The following is a 24,206-nucleotide window of genomic DNA, read 5'->3' on the forward strand; positions in this document are numbered from 1 at the left end:
CCTGACAGTAGCGGCTTATCGAGGCATCTTTTCGAGAGGATTGAGGAGGGATCGAGTGTGTCCAACACTCCCTCCTCAGATCAGATTGAACGTCGGCTCACTACCCTCTTTCCCTCTGCTGTTCTGGAAGATCACGCCGAGGCTGTCGGCGTGATCGAACGAGAGGAAAGCCCAGATCCCGCCTCTCGTGTGGTCGTTTGCGTTCGGCTTCGCCACCGGCGAGAGCCGAACGCTCGCAGCGTTCCGACGGAGCTACAACTCCACAGCCGACGAATCACTGTCTCCCGGTGGCTACTACCAGCGATTGACGCCGTCGTTGGCCGAGTATCTCCGCGACCTCGTCGAGTACGGCCTCGACGAGGTCGCTGTCCCACACACGGTAACTGATGAGTTCGACCGATTCAGGGACGTGATGATTGCTGATGGGACGGTGTTGCGCCTGCATCAGTTCCTCTCTGATGAGTTCGAAGCGCGCAACGAGGAGCAGGCTGGAGCACGGCTCCACCTGCTCCATAACCCAACCGAACAGATGCTGGAACGGTTCAGCATCACCGACGAGAAAGCCCACGACAGCACGGAGTTTAACACTGGCTCGTGGCTCGAACAGCGGCTGGTACTGTTCGACCAGGCGTACTTCAAGTACCAGCGGTTCGCGTTGATCGACGAGAACGATGGCTACTTCGTGAGTCGGCTGAAACCCGACGCAAATCCGGTTGTAACGGATGAGTTACGGGAATGGCGTGGTACGACGCCATTCCCTTAGAAGGCGAGAAGATCCACGATGTCGTTGACGATATCTATCGCAAGTACATCGATGTAGAAGTCGAGGCTGAATTCAAGCGCGGGCCGTACAACGGAACGCGGTCGCTGGACACCAAGCGGTTTCGTGTCGTCGGCGTCCGCGATGAGGACGCCGACGACTACCATCTCTACATCACGAATCTCCCGCGTGAGGAGTTTCTCCCGGAAGATTTAGCGACGATCTATCAGTGTCGGTGGGCTGTCGAGCGGTTGTTTCGGGAGCTCAAGACGCAGTACGGATTGGATGAGTTCGACACAACGAAAGAGCACGTTGTGAAGATCCTGGTGTATGCAGCGCTGTTGTCGCTGTTAGTGAGCCGTGAGTTGCTGTCGCTGGTCACAGAGTGCGCCGATGATGACGCTGTCTTTCCACCAGGGCGCTGGGCGGCGACCTTCCGGTCGCACGCCCAGCTCATCCTCGACGATCTGGGTGACTACCTCGGCTACTCGCCACCGCCGCTGTTGGAGCGCCTTATCGAAGATGCACAGAAAATCCACAGCCACCGACCGATACTACAGGAGACGCTCGCTAACGCTACACAACCGAGGGGTGAGGCTTAGCTAAAGACGCATGGGGGCGAACCAATCGTACGCCTCTTGTATTTGCCGAAGATTTCCAGAACCAAACCGAGGAGCGCGAAACGAGTGGAGTCTACAAAAATAAAAAGGAACGCTCTTGTGTAGAGGATTGTCGGTGAGTTCTCAGGCGTAGGTGGAGTTCAAAGCGGGCAAAGTTAGCGCGGCCGCGCCACCCGACGAACGATGTTCCTATTGAAGACGTTCCTCGGAGCGTCGGTCCGCAAATCTGCTGGCACAGATTCGCTGGGGTGACGGCGTCTATTTCCCCCGCCGCTATGCCGAATCACCGATTCGGTACGGCAGCAATCGGCTCTATCAACGGTATATGTGTAAGGATTGCGGCCAGACGTTCAAAGGTAAGACTGACACGGTCTTCGGGTACTCGACGATACCGCTCAGGAAGCGGTATCTCACAGTCTACACTCACATCCGGCTGAACGCCAGTATTCGGCAACTGGACACTGAAATCGCCGTCACCTACAAAACGGTCTATCGGCGCGTCCAGCGACCGCAGGAAGCGCTGGACGCGCCTCGATCACAGCTCGACGGCCCGGTGGAGATCGACGAACTGTAAGTGTCTTCAGAAAAAAAGGCCGCGAGCGCGACGATCGATCGTGCTCGCGTGGCCTATCTAAGCGTGGACGTGGAACGTACCACAAGGACAAGCTGCCGGTGTTCATCCTCGCCGATCGTGGTACTGGAGAGACGTACATTCACTCGGCAAAAACCTCCGACAAATTGACGATTCGACTCCTGCTTAGCAACCGCCAACAGGAGCCGCTAACGGTCTACACTGACGGCTTTCGAGCCTACGACCCACTCGATGAGGACGATGCCTTCGACCGGGAGTACTCATCCACGGCGAAGGCGAATACGCTGGTGACGACTTTTACGTCAGCATATGCGAGAGGCGTCTCCAAAGACAAGCTCACGCCGTATCTAAGAGGACTTCAATTATGCCAGCGCGTTCGCCGCAAACACGACGACGAAGCACTCAAAATCACCCTCAAAACCGCACTATGACTTCATCAACAATCTCTTAACGGTAAGCGATTAAGAGAGCCCACCCTACCGAAATCAGTAACCGAACAACTGAAGTGAGATACTAGAGTCTATCCGCTGAAGCGATTAAACGAAGCGACGTGTCTTCCACGAATCCAGATATGAACGATACTATTGGAACTACTAAACGAGCACTACACAATATCGGACGGCAGAGCTACACAGCTTATCACGATTACTTTTCAGTCTATCGGAAATACATAGCTGAACATAAAGCAATCGGCGGTGCCGACCTCTCGGACTGTCGTGTGCTGGACTTTGGCTGTGGCTATCACTATCCCACTGTCGCACTTCTCGACGGTCGGGCCAATACTGCCACTGGTCTTGATATCATCGATGTCTTCTACACAGACCCACTCGCCAAGCAGGTCACGGATGCAGGTGTCCCCAGAGGGCTGTTCCGCTACTTGAGTGCGAAGGTTTACTATCGATATCTTGACTGGTTCGCCTACGAGGAGCCGACCCCGGAATACACACGGCCGGACACGTACGATGGGAAACAATTTCCGTACGATGCCGACTCGTTCGATGCCTTCTACTCAAACGGTGCATTCCACCTCATCAACAACTACGAGGAGATAATCGAAGAGATTGCCCGGGTCGTATCCTCGGATGGGTACGTGAACATGAATTTCCGGAACGAGGTGTCGCTGCACGGCTACAATACCCCCAATTGTACCCATCCTGCCTTCGAGGACAGCGTACCCCGGCCGTGGGCACACCTCCGTGATTGGGATCCTGCGGAACTCGGCTTATTTGGGCCGGACGACTACGAGGCCATCTTTGAGACGTTCGCGTCCCTGTTCGATGAAGTGCACATCTACCTCTCCGACCGGAGCAACCACTTGGTCAAGTACGACGCGGATCTGACCCTCCCGACGGAGAACCGCGACCTATTCATCTGGGAGGACGCCGAGGTCACTGACACAGTTCGAGCGGAGACCGGTGTCGACTCTGAAGACATTCTCCTCGGTCGGAGTTTCAAGATTATTGCTATTAACTAAGCAGAAGTTCTCCGAGGATGCGCCAGCATAGACAATTACTGGCTCCTAGACCGCCGGCCGGCCGCGATATCACCGACCGTAGCGAACTGGAACCACGGGGATGTAGCGACCGAGTGAAGGAATCGCTCAAGTACGACAAGGCTCCCATCATCAGTCCCGAACTCGTGATCATGGAACAGCAGGACAATGGGTGCGCGGCTCATCCGCCCCCAGAGGTGGTACATCGGGGGGAGCAACCGGTCCAGCGGTCGGTGGTCGGCGGCCCGGTTGTATACGCCTGTGAGGGACCGATCGACTGAAATCGAGTCAAGCGGGGAGAGACCGGAGACGGGAACCTCCAGCAGGGCCCGGTCGCCGTGGGTCGTATGGGACTCTCGAGCCGGCCTATACGGTCGATTGCCAACTTCGCCACGATGATCAACCACGACGCCATCCGGAAGTTCACGGTAGTGGCCCGGGAGCACGGAACTATCGACCGCATAGTCCAGATCCTCAAGAATATCCAGTGTCGTTGCATCTGCACACAGGTTTCCACCCCGGAACGACGTGGCGTCGTACCCCCGACTGCGGAGGGATTCGGTGGCCTGCTCGAGGAGGTCTCGCTGCAGATTTGGTGCCATCGAGAAGGTTCCATCGACGTCACGGAAGTGAATGTGCGTCCCGATCTCCCCCACATCGGCGAGGGCACGAGCGATATCTGGGAAGTCCTCGACGACGGCGCCAGTGTATTCGGTGAACTGGTCGGTATAGTCGTGTTTCAGGAACCACGTCCCGACAGCGTCGTATCGTTCGAAGAGCCGGATAATCTTCGGCATCACGGCTTCGATCGACGTGTCGCGCTCGATGTCGAAAGTGATGGCAACGTCGATTGGCTCCATTCACTTTTCCTTGTTCCCCACCCAGATAAATATCTGTTGAGAACACCGCTCTCGGGAAGTCTGTCCAGTCACATTACGTGACGGTCACGTCGCCTCTCAGAAATCGCCCAGTTCGGGGTACGTGTCCGAGAGCACGTGTTCGATCGCCTGTACATGCGTTTCAGCTCTGAACTGACTCGCCCGTGCCACGCTACGTCTGACTAACGTCTTCCAATACTCCTCGTCAGTGCCTAGCCGGTCTAGTGCATCAACCAATGCGTCGACATCTCCTGGGTTGTAGGTGATTCCGGTCTCGTTGGCGAGTAGTGACGGAAGATTCCCAACCGCACTCGCCACGATCGGACAGCCCCGAGCGAGCGCCTCGGGGACGGTCTTGGGAGAGCCTTCACTGCTCGACGGGAGTACGAAGATGTCAGCGCGGTCATACGCATCGTACACGTTCTCGTGGCTCACGTATCCCGTGAACGTCACGTCCTCCGCGATACCAAGGTCATCGGCCGTCCGTTCAAGTGCCTCCCGGTAGGGCCCGTCACCGACGATTTCTAACTCGTACGCACGTGGACGGGAGCGGAGTTTGGCCATCGCCGCCAGCACATCCTGTACGCGTTTGTACTCAATGAGGCGACCGAGATAGAGTAATCTGATCGGGTCGTCATTATCCGGATAGATCCGTGTATCCGGGGTAACGATGTCGTCGCGATTGACGAGAGAGGGGACTATCGACTCGATACGCCCGGCCAGCGCTTCGTACTCCCGTTTCAATTCGTCGCCGGCAGTGAGTACCGCACTATCCCGAACGATGTGATTCACTGCGTAGTCCAGGTACTGGATCCACAAAGTTGCGACCACTCTGGCGACGCCTTCGTGCCCACCGAGGACCTCGTTGGTCACGTTTCCACGGAGGTACACGACCACGGGAACATCGAACACCGAGGCCACTGCATACACGGCCTGCCCAAAAATGTTTGTCGTCGGAATCAAGACGAAATCCCACTCCTGATGGCGATCGTCGAACGCCCGCCAGATGTCACGGAGTAGTATGGGTAGTTCGAGTGTCCGAAGCGTCCAAGGGTTCCGCCACTGGGTGAGTGAGACGATATGGAATGCCGACCCGACATCGACACTCCCGCTTCCCTTGCCCGTGACGACCGGTGAACAGAGGTCTACATTCTCGAAATAGGTCTCCCACCGTTGGTAGAGCTTCACCACGCTGCCGTCAGTCGTGTAGCCACTGTCCTCGCGGTACAGCGTGTTCGCGTTGAATATCCCGAGGTGTAACGACTCGACCATCACGCGGCGGGCTCAGATGTAGCCCATGTCCTCAAGCCACTCTTCCATCTCTTCCTGTTCCCCCTCGTCGATCCGTGTCATTCCGGATTCGCTGATATAGCTGTCCGATTGCACGTTCGCGCCATTGTCCGGACAAATTTCCGTGATGACGGACCCGGTCATCGTCTCGGCAACGGGGAGCCCGAACAGGTGGAGGATTGTCGGCGTTACGTCCGTAATGTCCGCCTCGATCCCCCGTGCGGATTTAACGGCTGGCCCCGACCCAAATATCACGCCGTTGCGTGCATAGACGTGACGACCACGTCCCGACCGGTTGCCGGACGGAATCGTCTCAAAGACGGTACTCGATAACTCCGTATTGACAGTCACATGCTCCGATGCTTGGAACAACAGGTCCGGAATATCGTCGAAGTACGGCCCCTCGTCGTAGATTTCACTTCGGTGGAAGACTTCTTTCATAACGGGGGTCCCCTGGTCGTCGGTGAGCGATACGAGTTTAGATTTGATGTCATCTGCAACGGACCGTTGGTCCTCATCTGGACGGATCTCGATACCACAATTCGTCGCGAGCTGTGCGGTTGACCGTGAACTAATGCCGGGTATCTGGAGGTGGGGCTTATTGATGCCGAGAGTGTGGTCGTCGGCGTCGGTATCGGTGGCGGAATCACCCATCCGTTGTTGGCGGAAGTACAGGACCCGCATCAGCAGGTCCTTGTTTATATACTGCTTCGCGAAGTTTTGGCCGATGCCGAGCAGTCGGGCTCCCACGCGACCGCCTGGGACAGTGAGATAGCCTTCCCGCCGGAGCCATTCATTAAGGTAGAAGACCGTTGTGGGAGGACCTTCGAACCCGTGGTCGCTCAGGAAGATGACCGTGCCGTCGAACTCCGCGAGGAACTCGCCGAGCTTCTCGTCGAGTACCTCGTAGAATGTTGTGAGGTCGTCGGTGTTGTTCCAGAGCCGGTGCTGGAGGAAGTCCGTCTCGCCGATCCAGTACATCAGGAAGTCGTAGTCACCATCGGCTGCCAGTTCTCGGAATGTTCCGAACCGATGGGTAAAGATATCTTTGGCGTGTTGCAACACCTCTTCGTTGTGCTCATAAGGAGGGACCAGGTCCTTGTGCATCCGGTCGTCCTTCTCCTGACAGCGGAAGCCGGCAACCTCCTGTTTGAGCTCCGGCGGGTAGGCGTAGTCGGAGTCTTCTCCCGGCATCGGGTCCCCACTCAACATGACGCCGTTGACCGGGTCGGGAGGGAACGTGGTCCGGACGTTCACGATGCAGGACGCTCGGTCGTGCTCGCCTAGGACCGTCCAGAGTTTCGGGACGGTCACGTCCTGCAGTGAGATGGTCGTACCATCCGGTTTCTGGAATCCGAACAAGCCCAGTGTCGCCGGGTCACACCCAGTGTAGAGGCTCTGAACAGCAGGGCTGGTATTCGCCGGAATCGTACTTTTAAGCGTTCCGGAGAAGCCGTCCTCATAGACACGCTTGAGATTCGGGAGGGTGTCGTCCTCAAGCCAGCCGCGGAGAAGATCCCAAGTCGCGCCGTCTAGCCCTATCAACGCGATCCGCTCAGTCATACGACGGTATCTATTGCGACGCTACTTGAGGATTCGCAAGTATCTCTGATTCATAGCATCAAAAACGACAACGTTTACAGCCACTTGATTCCTTGCCCAGTAATAGATGCTACCGTCCCTGGAATTAGTACTTGGAATACTCTTTGTCATCGGTTCCGGACTGATGATCTTGAGTTCCAGTGGATTCTTTGGCTTCGTTTCCCCCACCGGGATCTTCTATGGATTGTTTGTCGTTTTTATATATGTTGGGACTATTCTCATCCACTACGGTGTCACATTATCGTATGCGGTTCCTGTAGAGAGCCATCCCCTCATTCTGGGCGGCGCGATTTTCGCGTTCGCACTCGGGACAGTCATTCCAAATCACCTATTGGAATTTGAATCATTCAAAGAGACCAAGAAATATGCGAGCAAAAAACCGGAGCCCTATATGAACCGCAATGTACATAAAGGGGTTCTGGCGATAGCCGGTGTACTGATACTGTGGATCGCAGTCGTGTATCTACGTTCCGGGTCACCGCTACTGTCTACTATCTCATTCCAAGCTTGGGCTGCCGCTCACTCCTGGCCGATGGTCGGCATAACGCTCTACTTGCCGTTTATCACTCTTCTCACGCTGGTCTATGGGTACGCACAGCAAGAATCGCTCATCTGGCGTGCCGGAATCATCGCCCTCGGAGCTACCTTGGTGTTTATGATACTGACGTCTCGGCGATTTCCAGTACTTGACTTTGGAATCTGGACTATTTGTCTGATCTCCTATTTGCAATTCAGGAAATACTCCGAGATGACGCGCATATTGTTAGTGAGTGCACTGGTTGTCATTCCGTTCTTTCTTGGAATATCGCTTATTCGGAATCCGCGACCCGGTGCGTTCGAAAGTATGCTCATTGCGAGCGCGAAACACCTTCGAAATCGTATTTTCTTGTCGCAGGCAACGGGTGTGAATTACATTTTCACTGCATTCCCGAGAACCTACAGCTACTTCGGTGTAGAATTCGTTCTGGATCGATTTGTTTCAGTCTTGCCCGGATACGGACACAGCCAATCATTCGGCGGGAAATTGTATGATACGGTGTTTGCTGGGGATGGCGGATTTCTCCCGCCTACAATTATTGGCAAACTGTATCTCTCCTTCGGTGGCCTCAGTCTAGTTGGCCTCTTCATTTGGGGTGTTCTATTACAAACCGTGTTTATTGCGTTCGTTCGAATCCAGAAGACACCACTGACCGTGGTGTTGTTTGCAGTGTCTTCGGGCCTGTTAGGCCGGAGTTTGATTCAGGGCTTCCTCGCACCTATCAACAGGATTAAATACCTACTCATCCTTCTCCTCCCGTTGGTACTGCTAACCCTCAAACTACCTGAAGTAAGAGTGGTTATGCGAAGAGAACAGTGACCGTTATCATAGTTCTCAGCCATTATGCCTGACAAACTTGACGCCACGGTTGGATCTATCAGGGCCCCGCTGCGCGATATTCTGACGGGGGCAGTAGTCTCTTTCCTTGGAATTATCATAATGCGGCTTGCTGGGCTCAGTGAGAAAGTCCTGATTGCTCGATTCTTCGATCCAAGTCGATATGGGCAGGTTATCTTGGCGATTTCGTTGCTGAGTATGGTTACGGTCGTCGGAACGTTAGGGCTCCGAACCGGTGTGGTTCGATATCTTTCACGACACGATAATAAGAGCGATCAGCTCAGGGTCGTTACCGCGTCAGTCCGTCTGACTGGCGTCGCCAGTGCCGTGTTTGCCGTACTCTTGTTTTTGTTTTCCGATGTTCTGGCCATGCGTATTTTTAACGACCCCCAGATGGCACCCCTTCTGAAGATAGTTGCCGTCGGCGTACCGTTAGCTGTTCTCGGTCAGCTTGGTGCCTCGATTGCCCGGGGTATGAAAGACGCGAGGTCGAAAAACCTCATCGAGAACATTTCTTTTCCGGTCTCACGGGTCCTGTTTATTGGTGGTGCAATCGTTCTTGGGTTCGGAACGATTGGTATCGGGTGGGCATATGTTGGCGGGTATGCATTTATGACCCTCCTCGGTGCGTCCTACGTATATCTTGTCTTCGGGATTCCCAACGCGTCCGATGTTGAGTACAGGAACCTGTTGCGGTTTTCGGTTCCGCTGCTTTTCGCCAATAGTATGTCATTCATTAACAGTTCGTTGGACACGATTCTGATTGGCGCGTTCCTTACCTCTGATCAAGTGGGTATCTACGGTGCGGCATATCCATTAGGCAGGCTCGTATTTATTGCGCCAACTATTATGGGCGTGATTTTCACACCAGTTATATCGGACCTGCAAGCGAGCGATAAAGTGCAGGAGATACCCAAGATATACGCGATCGTCGCCAGATGGATCGTCATCCTGACATTACCTGGATTGATTCTGCTGGTAATCGAACCCGAAATCTTCCTGCGTTTTATATTTGGAACCGAATACAGCACTGGCTCAACAGCATTAGTGATACTGGCGCTCGGGTTCTTTTTCCACGTCGGCCTCGGTATTAATGGCGGGACCCTGAAGATGCTCGGCCAATCCGATTTCTTCCTATTCAGTACGGTGGTGAACGCCGTGATTAATGTCGGCCTCAATATCTGGCTCATCCCCCGAATAGGGATCGTGGGGGCAGCGGTTGCGACAGCGGTGTCGTACGCCATCGGAAATTCGTTAGTCTCAATTCAGTTGTACAGGGACTATCGAATCACCCCACTTACGATAGATAATTTGCTAACATATTTCATATACTTACCTATTATTGGTATATCATATACTGCCCTTAGTTCAGTGTTCGGCGGGTTCGGACTGATTCTCTCGGTCTATCTCCTTGCCCTGCTTGTGTTCTTAATAGCGTATTTCGTCTCGAGCATCCCCTCAGTGGAGGAGCGGCAGATTATCGACGAATACCGAAGCCAGTTGTTTGATGATTATTAGCGTATCGGCAGCAGCAGAGGCCATTTGGGTGTCAGGAGTGTGTCAATTCTCTATCTCTGAGTATATCTGGGACTTGTATCCGTTGAACACCTTCTCAAAGACCACTGTCTTCTCCTAACGTAGAACACCGAATGCCTTGTTGAACGCAAGACAGCGTCGGGATAGGGTCAATTTTCTACAGTTTCACAGCGCCAGAGGCGAGTTTTTGAACTCAGAAGATGCAGTAGCCGCCACTCACGGTGTCTGCTGAAGGGTCAAAACTATATCATCTTGCTCCATTGTTTCGGACGACGGCGATGCCTCTCCCGGATACGTCCGGAGAAGGGGAGCAGGCGGCGAGCCCTAACTCGCCGCCTGCGTCAGGTTATGGACGATACACTTTCGTGCCAGCTCCGGGAGCGGAGCTTCTCGCCTTCGTCTTCCTTCAGCGGCGAGAAGCCGGTTTCACGCATCCAGCGCTGGTTGTAGTCATCGTTCAGTCGGGCGTTGTGAGCCTTCTACAACGGTGTCTGCTCCCTGTGCTTGATCAACGGTCGCGTTGAGTTGGAGCGACACTCCTCGCGGAGGTCGCTCCACGAGTAGTTCGCGTCAGCAGACAACACACGCAGGTCTTCCGCATTCCGGCGTAAGACCTGTATCCCGATGTGGCCGTCCCACGCCTTCTGCGTCGTGTAGTGAACGTCCTTGATCGCTAGGGAGTTCACGTATCCGGTACTCTTGTTCCCATCGGCAGAGCGAGCTGTAGTGGGGTGCCTCGTCGAGATCGAATACAGCAAGAACACCGGGCATCTCGTTGAGGTAATCTCCCGTCTCGCGGAGACTCTTCCCCAGTTCAACACGGTACAAAATTAACGCGATCTGTACCCACTTGGCGTACCCGTCCGCGCCGTCCGGCGCGGCGGGTACGTCCGGATCGTCAACGTGCTGTTTGGCAAGATTTCGACACATCCGTGCGAGCCGTCTGAGCGATGCCATATCGTCAGACGGCGTCCATTTCCCGGTTAGTCTGACGGAATCTTTCTGTGAGAGGGTCTGAAGCTGCCGTCAATCAGTGGCAAAACAAGGCATATCATCTTCTTCGAGGAAGACGGTCAAAGTAAGCGCCCGGTCGTCTGGTTCGACAAACTCGTCATCAACCTCCCGTTCGATCCAGAGGCTGACGACACGGCCACTGCCGTGCCGTAATAATTCGGAGTTATCGGCTCTGTCGCTCTCAACATACGGTTTATTGTTACGCGCCACAGACTGGTCTCATAACAGGTTTCAAGAGTTCGCCAATACCAGCAATTCTTAGGTCTATGTTCAGAGTATTATCACATTATGACTATGATGCGCCAGATGTTCGGGTAATCAAGCGCAGAATTCCCCTCCCCCCTATTTTCGCGGACGGCCCGTTCTAGTCCAGTTGTGACCGTTCGGAGCGCTAACTTCCGAAGAGATGCCTAATTCGCAAATCGATTCAGGGGCCCCGTGTAGGACCCCAGGGCAAACAGCGATTCATCTGTGCCCAGGTCCACACAGTCGTTGAATGGGAGGTGCCACGAGGCAACGCCCACTTGATCGGCCATCGGGAACGATTCTACATGCACCTAGCCGAGCAACCTATCGAAGCGAGTATCAAAAATCGGCCTACACATCCGGTAGAGATTCAGTTTTCCAGTTACCACTCTAGTAAGTTAGAGGATTGTTGTCGAGATAAACGTCACTCAGTCACGCACCAACCGACGACGAGGCTGCTAATTCGGTTGAAACGAGCGCAAAGAGGGTCTTCGAGAGAGTACATCAGTGCACCGGTAGTAGAGAGTATCCGGCCGGTAGTTTAACTAATTCAACCCGCTAACAGTTGTTATGGGGTCGTCTCGTTCCGAAGACGTACCATCTGGATTACCGTGGCTCGAACAGGGCCTCGATAACGGCGTGCTAGATAGCGAGACGGCGGGCAGTGGCTTCGAAGGGGCCAGATCGGGTCCCAGAAATCGTGCGAACCGGCGAGGAACCGCGAGCGACGGGCCGAGCGAGCACCACAGTGGTTCAGAGCGGTTGCTGCGAACGCGATGTGTCGAAACAGACGACAGATTCCAGCCGGGCGAACAGCTCGTTTACGACCGCGGACCGGGTGCTGCCGGTTCGGGATCGGGAGCCCGGGGGGACGGTGACGACACGGAGAATACGTCCAACAGATGTCCCTGAACCATCCCCGAACGACAGTCCGGATCGGACTCGACGTAGAGCGGGACAAGGACAGGGAACTGCTCAGCAAACTGTTCACCGAGTACGACGTGTTCGAGTTCTCGGGCGCGGTGCCCGACGGGACGGACCTCTGTATCATCGGGGAGTCCGCGCTGGAACGGTCAGCAGAGCGGTTCGCCACGTGGCACAGCGAGCAGTCGCCGGTGTTCGCGCCCGTCGCGTTGCTCACGGAGAGCGAGGTCCCGAACTCCCCGGAGGCGTTGGAAGAAACGCTGTCGAAGTACGTCGATTCGATATACAGCGTCCCGATGTCGAAGGCGGAGCTCAGCGTTCGCGTCGAGAACCTGCTCCGGATGCGGGAGTTCTCACGCGAACTGAGCGAAGAACAGCAGTTGACGGAGTTGATCTTCGAGTCGAGTCCGCTCGCGAAGCTCGTCGTCGAACCCAACCGGACGGTCGTCCGGGCGAACGAACGTGCAGGAACGCTGCTCAACGTCGAACCCACGGCACTCGTCGGGCAGCGGTACGACAGCAGCGACTGGACGGCAGTACGGGCCGATGGGACCGAGATTCCACCGGCGGAGCGCCCCTTGACGACGGTCTTCGAGACCGGTGAGTCGGTGTACGGCTACGAGTTCGTCCTCGAGCGGGCCGACCGCGACGACATCTGGGCCTCTGCGAACGTGGCCCCGATTCGAAACGAGTCGGGCGACATCATCTACGCCGTCGTGGTTCTCGAAGATATCACGTTGCGGCACATCCAGGCGAAGACGCTGGAGCAGCAGGTCGACCTGTTCAAGAAATCTCAGGACCTCGCGGACGTCGGCGCGTGGGAGTACAGCCTCCAGACGGCGGAGTTCGACTGGACGCGGAAGGTGTACCACATCCTGGACGTCCCCAGTGCCGTCACGCCGACGCTCGCGACAACCTTCGAGCAGTTCGCGCCAGAGGACCGCCAGGTGCTGCAGACCGCGTTCGAACGCGCCATGGAACAGGGGGAACCGTTCGACCTCGAGCTCCGGGTCGGCGATGGGGTCGGCCCCCCTCGCTGGGTCCGAACGGTCGTCGAACCACAGTACGAAAACGGCAAAGTCGTTCGTCTGCGCGGGTCGATACAAGACGTCACCGACCGGAAGGAGCGGGAGATGGAGCTCCAGCGGATGACGAACGCCGTCGAGGAAGCCCCCATCGGAATCGTGCTGTGTGACCCGTCCCAGGCTGACAATCCGATGACCTACGTCAACGAGGGGTTCGTGAACCAGACGGGCTATTCTCGCGAGGAGGCACTCGGACGCAACTGTCGGTTCCTGCAGGGCGAAGACACCGACGAGGCGACCGTCGCGAAACTCCGCCGGGCCATCGACGCCGAGGAGCCGGTCTCGGTCACCATCCGGAACTACCGCGCCGACGGGTCGCAGTACTGGAACCGGCTCGAGGTCGCACCGGTCCGCGACGACGACGGGACCGTGGTGAACTTCATCGGGTTCCAGCAGGACGTCACCCCGCTCGTCGAGCGACAGCGACAGCTCCAGTTGCTCGATAGATACCTGCGACACAACATCCGGAACAAGATGAACGTCATCATGGGGCAGGCGGAGTTGATACAGGACAACAGCCACCCGCCAGTGACGGACTACGCCGACACCATCGAGCAGACGAGCGTCGCGCTCCTCGGAAACGTCGAGAAAGAGCGACAGATCATCAAGGTCCTCCGGGCGGAACCGGCTTCGACGCGGTTCGAACTGATGGACTTGCTCCAGTCGATGGTCGCCGAGTTGACCGAGGAGTACCCCGACGCGGACGTCTCGGTGTCAGGCCCGGAGTCAGTGGACGTGACCGCGATTCCGGAGCTCACGCTCGCACTCGAGGAGCTCGTCCGGAACGCCATCGAGCACAACGACGCGGCCACGCCGACGGTCGAACTCGTGGTCGAGACCGAGGGCGACGCCGTCCGCGTAGACGTCGTCGACGACGGCCCCGGAATCCCGGAGATGGAGGTCGAGGTCCTCAGGGACGCCGACGCCGAGTCGGCGGTGTACCACGGACGCGGACTGGGACTCTGGCTGGTGTACCTAGTCGTCCGGCACTCGGGCGGCGACCTGGCGTTCGAGGAGCGGGCGTCGGGTGGGACCGTCGTCTCGGTCACGATACCGACTCCAGGCGAGACGCACTGAGAGAACGCCGGGAACGAGACAGACTGCGCAGCGCCGCCGCACCAGCGCGAACGGCGGTTCAGCTGGGCGTCGGTGTCTCCGACACCGGCGTCTCGTTGTCGGTCGTCCCGTCGTCCGTCGTCTCGTTGTCCGCAGTCTCATTCGTCGGCTCCTCAGCAGGCATATCGGCCGACCCGCCCGAGGTCGACTGGCCGCCGACGAGGAACTCGAGCAGGTTCCCGACGAACACCTCGTTGTCGGCGTCGTACACCTCGTTGGCGCCGATGAAGTCCGAGTCGGCGACGAACACCATGCTGCCGTTGCGGGCGGCCGTGACGTAGGCCCCTTCACGGCGGGTCTCCAGCGTCCGCGTGCCCTCGGCCGCGGTCAGGAGCGTCTTCGTCTCGCCAGGGTTCCGGACGATGACCTGGCCGGCCGTGTCGAACGTGACCGTGTCGACACCCCGGAGCAGGGCCCCACTCCCCGGTGGCGACGCGTAGATGCTCTTGAAGTTGTTGTCGTTGGCGTCGTCGTCGATGTTGTACAGCGGCTCGGAGCCGACGCGGAAGCCGTAGGCGCGCGCGAGCTCCTCCGGGCCGAAGGACACCTGGCGGACCGACGAGAAGAGGCCACCGCCGACGCTGGCCTGCGTCGGTTCGGCGAGGACCACCACGCGTCCGCCGTCGTCCATGAAGTCCTTCACGGCCTCGCGTTCGGCCGGCTTGAACGCGCCCCGCGGGTTGATGACCAGGAGGGCGTCGTGGCGCTCGAGCGTGGTGTCGTACCGGTCACCGCCCTTCCCCTTCGAGAAGTTGAGCTCGTGGCCGGCCTCGAACAGCGCGTCGCCGACCGGTTCGAGGTCCTCCTCGGAGAACCCGTTGCTGTGGCGGGTGTCGACGAGGATGGACTTGGGTTCGGCGTCCGTCTCGACCGTTATCTCGCCGTCCTCGGGGTCCTGGGGGTCCGAGAGCGCGTCGGGCTGGTAGTGCGACGGCGACTGACCCTCGACGGCGTCGCCGGAGCCGGTATCGACCACGCCGGACCCGAGGAACCCGATGAGCGCGACGGCGGCGAGCAGGACGACGACGACGGCGATGAACGTCGCGATCAGGGTCACGAGACGGCCCTCAGCCATCGGTCACCACCTCCGTGCCGTTCGTCTGGGCACGCGGGACGCCCCAGACGGCCCAGTACTTCACTGGCTGGACGAACTCGCTCTCTGCCTTTCCTGTCCGGTTGACGTAGACGAAGTCGCCCTCGACGCGCTCGACCTTGTTCTGGAGGACGATGACCGTCACGTCAGCGCCGGCATCGTCGTAGGTGACGCCGTAGTTGTCGCCCTGAATCTCGTCGGAGAGGCTCGCGGCGCGCTGGATGGCGGTGCCGCTGTCGCCGATACGGTCGGCGAACCCGTTCTCGACGGCGGTGGCACCGAGATACACGTCGGCGTTCTCGACCTCCTCCTGTGGGACCGAGAGGTCCTCGCCCCGGTGGCGCATCACCGTCCCGACGAAGGCGCTCTGGAGCGTCTCGATGTCGGAGCGGATCTGGTCACGGCTCACCTGTGCCTTATCCGGCCCGGACCGGACGAACGTCTCGCCCTGTTGCTCGGCGCCCTCGATTGCGCTCAGCGGGGCCGAGACGATGACGCCGACGCTACCGACGGTCGAGCTGGGCTTGACGATTATCTCGTCGGCCGGCACGATGCCGTAGTACCCGCCGGAGGCCGCGACGCCCTGGACGTAGGCGACGACCGGCATCTCGCGGGCGGTCCGGTTGACCGCGAGGTAGAACTCCTCGCTCGAATCCACGGGGCCGCCGGAGCTGTCGATACGGAGGACCACGGCGGCGATTGATTCGTTCTGTCTCGCCTCCCGGAGCGAGTCTCGCACAGCGTTGACGTTGCCGTCGTCCGTCGACCCGCGGAGCGTGATGACCGCGACCTGTTTCTGGTCGGGCCCGGAGACCTGGACGGCGCTCAGGACGAACGGGGCGACGGTGGCGACGACGACGATGGCGGCGGTGATGACGACGATATACGAGGCAACGGTCGCCGGCGTTGCTCTGTCGACGATACCCATGGGGCCACTAGCGGCGTGGGGGACGTAAAGGTTCGTCAGCACTTAGCACGCGAAGGTAGTCGATGGGAAAGCGGGGACGCCGGTGGCAGCGCACGGCGAAGCGGGGAGCGGGGACTGCCGGCTCACCCGAACAGCCGTTCGAGCAGGCTGCGCGAGCGGTGTTTCTCGGCCAGCAGCACCGAGCACTCCACGTCGTCGACCACGTCGAGGACGAGCGAGCCGGAGACGAGCCGGCGCAACAGCCCCTCCTCGGTCGCACCGATGATGAGCATGGTCGCGTCCTCGGCGGCGCGCTCGATGGCCGTCTCGACGTCGCCCGTCTCGGGCCGCAGCGTCACGTCGGTCAGCTCGTGGTCGGCCGCCCACGATTCGAGGAACTCGCGGGCATCGTCCTCGTCGTCGGCGACGTTGAGGAGCGTCACCTCCGAGTCGTACTCTGTCTGGAGCATCCGCGCGATGCCGGCCGAGAGGTCAGAGTCCGGCCCGCCGGCGGTCGGCAGGAGGATGCGCGACGGGTCGAACCCGCGGTCGCGCAACACGAGGAAGTCACACGGGACGCTCTGGGTGAGTTCGTCCATCGCCGACTCCGCGCGGCCGGGGGACCCGTGGGAGTTGGGGCCCCAGCCCATCACGACGAGGTCGGCGTCGTGGGTCTTGGCGGCGTCGAATATCTCCTCGAAGGAGCGATGTGAGAGGATGGTGTGGGTCTCGACGTCGACGCCGAACGTCTCCGCGTCCTCCCGGGCCGTCTCGAGGAGCTGCGCCGAGGACGCGTCGATCTCGTCGGCGCGTTCGGCCGCGCTGGCCAGGGCCGTCTGGTCCGGGACGGTGATGATGTGGGACGCGACCACGGTCCCCCCGCGCTGTTTCGCGACCGCACTGGCGAGCGTGATGAGGTCCTTCTCGTGGGCGGGGTTGGCGAGCGGGACCATCACACGGTACTCGCCGCCGTCGGGTTGGACCTGTGCAGCGGTGTTGACCGCCACGTCGGGGAGGTCGTCGGCCCGCGAGAGGACGTACTGCGAGAGGATACCCTGTTTCTCCGTCCGGGTGCGGGCGTAGAGCACGTACCAGACAACGGCTGCCGCGCTGATGCCGAAGGTGAGCAACAGGGCGTCGCTGGCGACGAAGGCGAGCAGAGCGAAGGAGAGTATCGCACCAAGGATGGGGAGCAGCGGGAACAGCGGGACGATGAACTCCGGTTCGTACTCCTCGGGCGCGACGTAGCGCATCACGATGAGCGCGAAGTTCAGCAGGCCGTAGATAACCAGGTGGAGGCCGGACGCGGCGCCCGAGAGCAGCGTCAGGTCGCCGATGACGATGAACAGCAGGATGAGCCCGCCGGTGATGCCGATGGCGCGGTACGGCGTCCCGAAGCGGGGGTGAATCTCGTTGAGCGCCGGCGTGACGATGCGGTCACGCCCCATCGCGAAGTTGATGCGCGAGGACGCCAGGATGGAGGCGTTCGCGCTCGACGCGGTCGCGAGCAGGCCGCCGAACAGCAGCGCGCCGCCCATCAGCGCACCCTGGAGGTACTGACCGACCTCGACGACGGCGATGGGGTTCTCCTGCCCGCTCGTGATGACGTCGGCGATGAAGCCCTGCGGGACGGCCGCGCTCATGATGACGAGCACCAGCGCGTAGATGACCGTCACGATGACGACGCTGCCGATGACCGCCCGCGGGAGGTTCTTCCCCGGCTCCTTGATCTCCTCGGCGACGCTCGTAATCTGGACGAAGCCGAGGTAGGAGACGAAGATGAGGCCCGTCGTCTCCAGCGTCGCGACGACGCTGCTGGGGTCCGGGAGGTTCCCCGGCTGGGCCCGGAGCGTCCCGAGCAGCGTGAACACCGCCAGGATGGCGACCAGCAGGACGACGATGACGTTCTGCAGGCGCCCGGTCTCCTTCGCGCCGACGTAGTTGACGACGATGAACAGCGCCGCGCCGACGAGCGCGGCGATTTTGACGATTGAGAACGACACCGGCCCGAGCGCGAGCGTCCCGCTGATACCGAAGATACGTGCGATGTAGCGGCCGAACCCGACCATGTAGAAGGCGCTGGCGAAGGCCAGCCCGAGCCAGTTTGCCCACCCGGCGACCGAGCCAAAGAGCGGCCCGAGCGCGTGGTTGACGTAGTAGTACGCGCCGCCGGACTTCGGCATCGCCGTCCCGAGTTCGCTGGCCGACAGCGCCGTGAACATGGCGATGACGCCGCCGAGGACGAACGCGACGGCCGCGAGCGACCCGGCGTTGAGGATGGCCTCGCCCGGCAGGACGAAGATGCCCGCGCCGATCATCGTCCCGACGCCGATGGTCAGCGCGGCGAGCGGGCCGAGGTCCTTCGCGAGTTCCTCGTCACCCATCGTCGGTACCCGCTTCCTCATCGCCGTCCGACGCGTGCTCCGTGTCTGGCAGGACCACGACGGGCCGGTCGTTCTCAGTGACCAGTCCGAGCGCGACGTCGCCGGTGACGAGGCGGATGAAGCGGTTCCCGCCACGCGGGGTCACGACGATGGCTGACGCGTCGATGTCGTCGGCCGCCTCGAATATCGTGTCGACGACGTCCGTCCCGTAGTATATCTCGCTGTCGACGTCACCGAGGACGACGCGCGCGGCCTCGAACATCTCCTCGGCCGCGAGTTCGCGCTGTTCGACGCCGGCCTTGTCCATCGCGCCGCCGGCCTTCTCGACGACGTTGACGAGGACGACCTCGCCGTACGCCTGGGCAGCGAGCGCCCGCGCCGACGTGACCGCGTCCTCCTCGCTCGCGACGGGCAGGAGGACACGCTCTAACAGGTCAGCCATGGTGTGACCTCCGGATGGGCGTCCCGAGTGTGCGGACGGCCGTAAGCGACTGGTACATACCCACCTCCCCGGGCGCGTCGCTAATAAACTCCGGGAATCTGACCGGTTGCCCCGATGGAAACCGACTTCACTCGGCCGCCGCAACGAAGTGGACATGAACGACGAGGTGGCGCGCCGATGTACGTCATAGTCGTCGGGGCCGGCGAAGTCGGGTCGACCATCGCCGAGAGCCTCGCGGATAGCCACGACGTGGCCGTCATCGACATCGACGGCGAACGCGTCGAGAGCCTGGTCTACGAGGTCGACGTCCTGGGCGTGCAGGGCGACGGCGCCGAACTGGAGACGCTCCACGAGGCCGGTATCGAGACGGCCGACATGGTCATCGCCAGCACCGACGACGACGAGACGAACATCGTCACCTGCGGGACGGCCAAGACCGTCGCGGACGCCTTCACCATCTCGCGGGTGAAGAACGCGAAGTTCCTCAAGACGTGGTCGCACTCGAAGGGCGCCTTCGGCGTCGACTACATGGTCGCGACGAACCTGATGACCGCCGAGACCATCACGCGGGTCATCGGCCTGCCGGCGGCCAGCGACGTCGAGACGTTCGCCGACGGCGTCGTCCAGATGGCGGAGTTCGAAATCGGTGCGGCCAGCCCGGTCGCCGACCAGACCGTCGCCGAGGCCGACCGCTACGAGTCGTTGACCTTCGCCGCTATCCTGACCGACGACGACGTCATCATCCCGCGCGGGGACACGGTCCTCGAAGCGGGGACCAAGGTGGTCGTCATCGGAAGCCGTGAGAGCGTCCACACATTCGCCCACGAAGTGGCGCCCGACATCGACAGCGCGCGGGACGTCTTGGTGGTGGGAGGCAGCGACATCGGCTTCCACACCGCCCGGATGCTCCAGGAGCGGGGCCTCCGCCCGCGGCTCATCGAACGCGATCCCGAACGGGCCCGCGAGCTGGCGGAGGAACTCCCGGGGACCACCGTCCTCGAGAGCGACGCGACAGACCGGGAATTCCTCGAGCGCGAGCACATCGAGGCCGTCGACGCCGTGGTCGCGACGCTGGATAGCGACGAGAAGAACCTGCTCGCTGCGCTGCTGGCGAAACGCCTGGGCGCCGACCGGGCTGTCGCCGTGGTCGACGCCGGCGAGTACGTCCAGCTGTTCGAGGCCGTCGGCATCGACGTCGCCATCAACCCCCGGGAGGTGACCGCCGAGGAGATAACGCGGTTCACCCACGAACACGGCGCCGAGAACGTCGCCATCATCGAGTCCGACCGAGCGGAGGTACTGGAGATAGAGGTCGACGCGGACAGCGTCCTCGCGGACCGGACAATCCAGGAGGCCGTCGCCGACCTGCCGGCGGGGGTCGTCATCGGCGCCATCACACGTGACGGCAACCTCGTCATCCCCCGTGGTGACACCGTCGTCCACGAGGGCGACCACGTCGTCGTGTTCATCGATACCGACGTCCTCGACGAGGCCAGCGCGGCGCTGTGACGCCTACCGGCGCCAGAACGCGCCGGTGAAGATGGCCAGCACCGTGATTATCTCCAGTCGCCCGGCCCACATCAGCAGAATCATCACGAACTTCGTCGTGTCCGGCAGCAGCAGGTACGAGCCGAAGGGCCCGAGGCGACCGAAGGCCGGCCCGATGTTGCCGATGGCGGCCAGACTCGCGCCGATGGCCTCCAGCGGCGTCAGCGTGATGCCGACGCGGGTGGCGTCGAGCGAGATGAACAGGGCGCCCAGGCCGAACAGGACGAGATAGAGGAGGGTGAAGCCGGTCACGCCGCGGATGGCTTCCTCGTCGACGACGTGCCGACCGAGGCGGATTGGCTGGACGGCCTCGGGGTGGGCGGTGTGGAACAGCTCGCGGCGGAGCACCTTCATGACGATGAGCCAGCGGACCACCTTGATACCGCCCCCGGTCGACCCGGCGGAGCCGCCGATGAACATCGTAAACAGGAGGACCAGTTGGCCGTGGGGCGCCCACTGGGCGAAGTCACTGCTGGCGTAGCCGGTCGAGTTCAGCAGCGACGTGACCTGGAACGCCGCCTGTCGGAGCGCGTTCTCCGGGACGCCCGCGGTGGTCCCGCCGAGGGCGAGCGCCGGGGCCGCCCCAGTGAACAGCAGTCCCGCGACGACGGCCGTCAGTACGGCTGTCGCGCCGGCGTACAGCCTGAACTCCGGGTCCCTGAAAGGGCGCCGGAACTCCCCGTCGAACAGGTGCCAGAACAGCGCGAAGTTGGTCCCGGCGACGACGACGAAGGGGATGATGACCCACTGGACCGCCGCGGAGAACGCGGCGATGCTGTCGGCCTTCGTGGAGAACCCGCCCGTCGGCAGTGTCGAGAAGGCGTGAGCGACAGCGTTGTACAGGTTCATGTCCGGGGCGAGGCCGGCGAGGTGGAGGCCGTACAGCAAGACGGCGAGCGCGGCCGTGAACACGAAGTACGCCTTCCAGAGGATGCGGGCCGTCTCGGCGATCTGTGGCGTCAGCTTCTCCAGTTGCGGGCCCGGGGCCTCCTCGCTGACGAGCTGGGCGCCGTTGACCGACAGTTCCGGCAGGATGGCGACCATCAGGACGATGATCCCCATCCCGCCGAGCCACTGGGTGAGCTGGCGCCACAGCAGCAGGGCGTGTGAGTGGTGTTCGACGCCGATGTTCCCCATCACCGTCGCGCCCGTCGTGGTGAAGCCCGACATCGACTCGAACAGTGCGTTCGTCGGGTCGGCGAGCGTCGAGTCCGTCCCCATCCCGGCGAGGATGTACGGAACCGCACCGACGACGGCGACGGCGAACCACGTGATGGCAACGAACAGTAGCGCCTCGCGCGAGCGCAGGTCGCCCCCCGTCTCGAGTTGCTCCAGCCCGATGCCAGAGAGGACCGTGACGACGATGGCGATACCAAACGCGCCGACGTCCTCCCCGTAGGCGAGCGCGACGACGAGCGGCACGAGCATCGCCACGGCGAGGAACTTCACGACGGTTCCGGTGAGCGCGACGCTCGTCCGCCAGTCGACGACGGTAGTCACGCGTTCAGACATCTCAGGTGGGCCGACCAGGCTGGTTCATTGTCGAGGTGTTGAGTGCCGTGCGGGCGCGTGTCACAGCGTGCAGGCGAGTATAGCCCACTGTGCCCCGCGGACCCCCTTAAAACTGGCAGAGACGAGTCGGGGTACGGGCCCGTGACGACGGCGGGAACCGTTCGCCGTCTCGGCTCTCGTCGACTGTGCGCTATGTGGGGATATTGAGACAAAGGAAAGGCACTTATCCGAAAGGGATAGATTCGGCACCAATGGCACGAGAATCGTATCAGGAGATGCTCGAATCGCTCCGCGAGGACGTCCTCTACATGTCGGAAATCGTCCTCGAACGGTTGCAGATGGGGCTCAGTGCCCTCGAATCGAAAGACGAGGAGATCGCCTGGGACGTCATCGAGGGCGACGACGAGGTCAACCAGCTGTATCTGGAGCTCGAACAGGACTGCATCGACCTGCTCGCGCTGCAGCAACCGGTCGCCTCGGACCTCCGGCTCATCGCCGCCTCGTTCAAGGTCATCACCGACCTCGAACGCATCGCCGACCTGGCGACGAACCTCGGCGAGTACTCGCTGGAGGCGGAACAGGACGTCTTCCCCGAGGTGGACATCCAGGCCATCGCCGACGGCGTCGTCGAGATGATCGAAGAAGCGATGCAGGCCTACGCCGAACAGGACGCCGATCGCTGCTACGCCATCGCCGAGATGGACGACGAAATCGACGAGCGCTGTGAGGCCGCCTCCGAGGCGGTCGTCCGCGACCTCATCGAGCGCGAGATAGACGCGGAGTCGAGCGAAGCAGAGATCGAACAGATGATGGCCGACGTCTCGCGGTTGTTGTTGACCATCCGGGACATCGAGCGCGTCGGCGACCACGCGGTCAACATCGCCGCGCGCACGCTATACATGGTCGAGAACGACGCGGATCTCATCTACTGACCACATAGCACTGCTTCTCCGCTCCTCGCGCTCGCTGCGAGCGCCGCCGTTTTCCACTGGCGTCGCGACGCCGTTATCGTGGCGCGTCGGGGCCGTCCGCACTGACGAGTCCCTCGTCGGTGATGCTGAACTGGGCCGTGTCGCCGGCGGGCTTCGCGCGGTGTTTCTCCAGCGTCGCGCGGCGGTTGCCGCCGCGATACCGGTCCAGTCGGATGATGGCTCCCGACCAGTGGTTCAGCGTGTGCCCGCCCAGCGCCGTCGAGCGGTCGCTGTCGGGATCGGTGAACACCTGGTTGGTGAACAGCACCGCGATGTCGTGTTTGCGGGCCAGCGAGAGGAGGTGGGTAATCTGCCGGGCGACGTCCCGGAGCGTCTCGCCGCCGTCATCGTCGGTCCGGCGCAGGCGGTAGAACCCGGTCGCGCTGTCCAGCACGACGAGCTCGACCTCGGCGGCGAACTCTGCGGCATCCTGGACAGCTTCTGCCTGCTCGTCGTAGTCGAGCACCTCAGAGACGATGAGCCGCCCCGCGAGGTCGTCGACGGTCTGGCCGGTCCCGGCAGCGCGACCGGCCGCGACCTGGCGCAACCGGTCGGCCGAGAGGCCCTCGGTGTCGATATAGAGGGCGGCGTCGCCCCCCGCAGCGACGTCGAGGGCCGCCGAAAGCCCGAGGTTGGTCTTGCCGGCCGCCGGCGGGCCGTACACCTGCGTGACCGCGCCGCGTTCCAGCCCCCCACCCAGGAGGTCGTCGATGGGCCCACACCCGGTCGAGACGTACTCGCTCACAGTAGGGAGTTACGCAGGTTCCGATAAAAACGCTCGCACCTGGCCGTCGGCGGAGGCTTCGACCGTGTTTGTAG

At 60.9% G+C, this 24,206-nt stretch carries 15 protein-coding genes and 4 pseudogenes; 9 read left to right on the top strand and 10 right to left on the bottom strand.

All coding sequences use genetic code 11. The features are described 5' to 3' along the window. Positions 1-57: 57 nt before the first annotated feature. The 3 genes and pseudogenes from P1L41_RS15390 to P1L41_RS15400 all read left to right on the top strand — a co-directional run bounded on the left by P1L41_RS15390 (position 58) and on the right by P1L41_RS15400 (position 3,446). A pseudogene (locus P1L41_RS15390) lies at positions 58-1,362 on the top strand (IS4 family transposase). 201 nt (positions 1,363-1,563) lie between these two features. Beyond that, positions 1,564-2,403, top strand: a pseudogene (locus P1L41_RS15395) (IS1595 family transposase). A gap of 140 nt (positions 2,404-2,543) precedes the next feature. Beyond that, on the top strand, positions 2,544-3,446 hold the full coding sequence (locus P1L41_RS15400) for a methyltransferase domain-containing protein (protein ID WP_276296604.1): 903 nt from the start codon (positions 2,544-2,546) through the stop codon (positions 3,444-3,446). A gap of 35 nt (positions 3,447-3,481) precedes the next feature. Here P1L41_RS15400 and P1L41_RS15405 read toward each other — a convergent pair whose 3' ends face one another. From P1L41_RS15405 to P1L41_RS15415, 3 genes are all read right to left on the bottom strand, one after another. Next, complete coding sequence (locus P1L41_RS15405) at positions 3,482-4,324, bottom strand: polysaccharide deacetylase family protein (RefSeq protein WP_276296605.1); 843 nt, start codon at positions 4,322-4,324, stop codon at positions 3,482-3,484. 96 nt (positions 4,325-4,420) lie between these two features. Continuing rightward, positions 4,421-5,614, bottom strand: a complete 1,194-nt coding sequence (locus P1L41_RS15410) for a glycosyltransferase family 4 protein (RefSeq protein ID WP_276296606.1) — start codon at positions 5,612-5,614, stop codon at positions 4,421-4,423. Between the two features lie 12 nt (positions 5,615-5,626). Next, on the bottom strand, positions 5,627-7,195 hold the full coding sequence (locus tag P1L41_RS15415) for an alkaline phosphatase family protein (protein ID WP_276296607.1): 1,569 nt from the start codon (positions 7,193-7,195) through the stop codon (positions 5,627-5,629). A gap of 106 nt (positions 7,196-7,301) precedes the next feature. Between P1L41_RS15415 and P1L41_RS15420 the strand changes: the two genes are divergently transcribed. Both P1L41_RS15420 and P1L41_RS15425 read left to right on the top strand, forming a co-directional pair. Then, entirely contained in the window at positions 7,302-8,591 is a 1,290-nt protein-coding gene (locus P1L41_RS15420) for a hypothetical protein (RefSeq protein ID WP_276296608.1), read from the top strand. A gap of 24 nt (positions 8,592-8,615) precedes the next feature. Beyond that, positions 8,616-10,127: a flippase gene (locus tag P1L41_RS15425; RefSeq protein WP_276296609.1), complete on the top strand. Its 1,512-nt coding sequence runs from the start codon at positions 8,616-8,618 to the stop codon at positions 10,125-10,127. 342 nt (positions 10,128-10,469) lie between these two features. Here the strand turns inward: P1L41_RS15425 and P1L41_RS15430 are convergent. Then, a pseudogene (locus P1L41_RS15430) lies at positions 10,470-11,102 on the bottom strand (transposase). Between the two features lie 93 nt (positions 11,103-11,195). Between P1L41_RS15430 and P1L41_RS18750 the strand changes: the two are divergent. Both P1L41_RS18750 and P1L41_RS15435 read left to right on the top strand, forming a co-directional pair. Then, positions 11,196-11,312 (top strand): annotated as a pseudogene (locus P1L41_RS18750) (HVO_A0114 family putative DNA-binding protein); the annotation flags it as partial. 995 nt (positions 11,313-12,307) lie between these two features. Continuing rightward, positions 12,308-14,491, top strand: coding sequence for a PAS domain-containing protein (locus P1L41_RS15435; protein ID WP_276296610.1), 2,184 nt, complete (start codon positions 12,308-12,310; stop codon positions 14,489-14,491). A 58-nt stretch (positions 14,492-14,549) separates the two neighbouring features. Here P1L41_RS15435 and P1L41_RS15440 read toward each other — a convergent pair whose 3' ends face one another. From P1L41_RS15440 to P1L41_RS15455, 4 genes are all read right to left on the bottom strand, one after another. After that, positions 14,550-15,605 (bottom strand): DUF4350 domain-containing protein, encoded by a 1,056-nt coding sequence (locus P1L41_RS15440; RefSeq protein WP_276296611.1) that lies wholly within the window; start codon positions 15,603-15,605, stop codon positions 14,550-14,552. Continuing rightward, positions 15,598-16,551 (bottom strand): S49 family peptidase, encoded by a 954-nt coding sequence (locus P1L41_RS15445; RefSeq protein WP_276296612.1) that lies wholly within the window; start codon positions 16,549-16,551, stop codon positions 15,598-15,600. Before P1L41_RS15445 ends, P1L41_RS15440 begins: the two co-directional genes overlap by 8 nt. A gap of 122 nt (positions 16,552-16,673) precedes the next feature. Further along, positions 16,674-18,914, bottom strand: coding sequence for an amino acid permease (locus tag P1L41_RS15450; protein WP_276298472.1), 2,241 nt, complete (start codon positions 18,912-18,914; stop codon positions 16,674-16,676). After that, entirely contained in the window at positions 18,907-19,356 is a 450-nt protein-coding gene (locus P1L41_RS15455) for a universal stress protein (protein ID WP_276296613.1), read from the bottom strand. The genes P1L41_RS15450 and P1L41_RS15455 overlap by 8 nt, the downstream gene beginning before the upstream one ends. Before the next feature lie 177 nt (positions 19,357-19,533). On the opposite strand from P1L41_RS15455, the gene trkA reads away from it, so the two are divergent. Continuing rightward, positions 19,534-20,865, top strand: a complete 1,332-nt coding sequence (trkA, locus tag P1L41_RS15460) for a Trk system potassium transporter TrkA (protein WP_276296614.1) — start codon at positions 19,534-19,536, stop codon at positions 20,863-20,865. A gap of 3 nt (positions 20,866-20,868) precedes the next feature. On the opposite strand, the gene P1L41_RS15465 is transcribed toward trkA, so the two are convergent. Beyond that, the gene (locus tag P1L41_RS15465; RefSeq protein WP_379789061.1) at positions 20,869-22,416 is read right to left on the bottom strand and encodes a TrkH family potassium uptake protein; all 1,548 of its coding nucleotides are present in this window, start codon (positions 22,414-22,416) and stop codon (positions 20,869-20,871) included. 251 nt (positions 22,417-22,667) lie between these two features. Here P1L41_RS15465 and phoU point away from each other — a divergent pair, with 251 nt between their 5' ends. Further along, entirely contained in the window at positions 22,668-23,348 is a 681-nt protein-coding gene (gene phoU, locus P1L41_RS15470; protein ID WP_276296615.1) for a phosphate signaling complex protein PhoU, read from the top strand. A gap of 73 nt (positions 23,349-23,421) precedes the next feature. Here the strand turns inward: phoU and radB are convergent, their stop codons facing one another. Continuing rightward, positions 23,422-24,132, bottom strand: a complete 711-nt coding sequence (gene radB, locus P1L41_RS15475) for a DNA repair and recombination protein RadB (protein ID WP_276296616.1) — start codon at positions 24,130-24,132, stop codon at positions 23,422-23,424. Positions 24,133-24,206: the final 74 nt, after the last annotated feature.

This window comes from Haloarcula ordinaria (assembly GCF_029338275.1).
Lineage (GTDB): Archaea > Halobacteriota > Halobacteria > Halobacteriales > Haloarculaceae > Haloarcula > Haloarcula ordinaria.

Excerpts from the sequence above, each read along its gene's own strand:
- P1L41_RS15400 (WP_276296604.1), top strand. The coding sequence starts at position 2,544 with ATGAACGATACTATTGGAACTACTAAACGAGCACTACACAATATCGGA.
- P1L41_RS15405 (WP_276296605.1), bottom strand. The coding sequence starts at position 4,324 with ATGGAGCCAATCGACGTTGCCATCACTTTCGACATCGAGCGCGACACG.
- P1L41_RS15410 (WP_276296606.1), bottom strand. The coding sequence starts at position 5,614 with ATGGTCGAGTCGTTACACCTCGGGATATTCAACGCGAACACGCTGTAC.
- P1L41_RS15415 (WP_276296607.1), bottom strand. The coding sequence starts at position 7,195 with ATGACTGAGCGGATCGCGTTGATAGGGCTAGACGGCGCGACTTGGGAT.
- P1L41_RS15420 (WP_276296608.1), top strand. The coding sequence starts at position 7,302 with ATGCTACCGTCCCTGGAATTAGTACTTGGAATACTCTTTGTCATCGGT.
- P1L41_RS15425 (WP_276296609.1), top strand. The coding sequence starts at position 8,616 with ATGCCTGACAAACTTGACGCCACGGTTGGATCTATCAGGGCCCCGCTG.
- P1L41_RS15435 (WP_276296610.1), top strand. The coding sequence starts at position 12,308 with ATGTCCCTGAACCATCCCCGAACGACAGTCCGGATCGGACTCGACGTA.
- P1L41_RS15440 (WP_276296611.1), bottom strand. The coding sequence starts at position 15,605 with ATGGCTGAGGGCCGTCTCGTGACCCTGATCGCGACGTTCATCGCCGTC.
- P1L41_RS15445 (WP_276296612.1), bottom strand. The coding sequence starts at position 16,551 with ATGGGTATCGTCGACAGAGCAACGCCGGCGACCGTTGCCTCGTATATC.
- P1L41_RS15450 (WP_276298472.1), bottom strand. The coding sequence starts at position 18,914 with ATGGGTGACGAGGAACTCGCGAAGGACCTCGGCCCGCTCGCCGCGCTG.
- P1L41_RS15455 (WP_276296613.1), bottom strand. The coding sequence starts at position 19,356 with ATGGCTGACCTGTTAGAGCGTGTCCTCCTGCCCGTCGCGAGCGAGGAG.
- trkA (WP_276296614.1), top strand. The coding sequence starts at position 19,534 with ATGTACGTCATAGTCGTCGGGGCCGGCGAAGTCGGGTCGACCATCGCC.
- P1L41_RS15465 (WP_379789061.1), bottom strand. The coding sequence starts at position 22,416 with ATGTCTGAACGCGTGACTACCGTCGTCGACTGGCGGACGAGCGTCGCG.
- phoU (WP_276296615.1), top strand. The coding sequence starts at position 22,668 with ATGGCACGAGAATCGTATCAGGAGATGCTCGAATCGCTCCGCGAGGAC.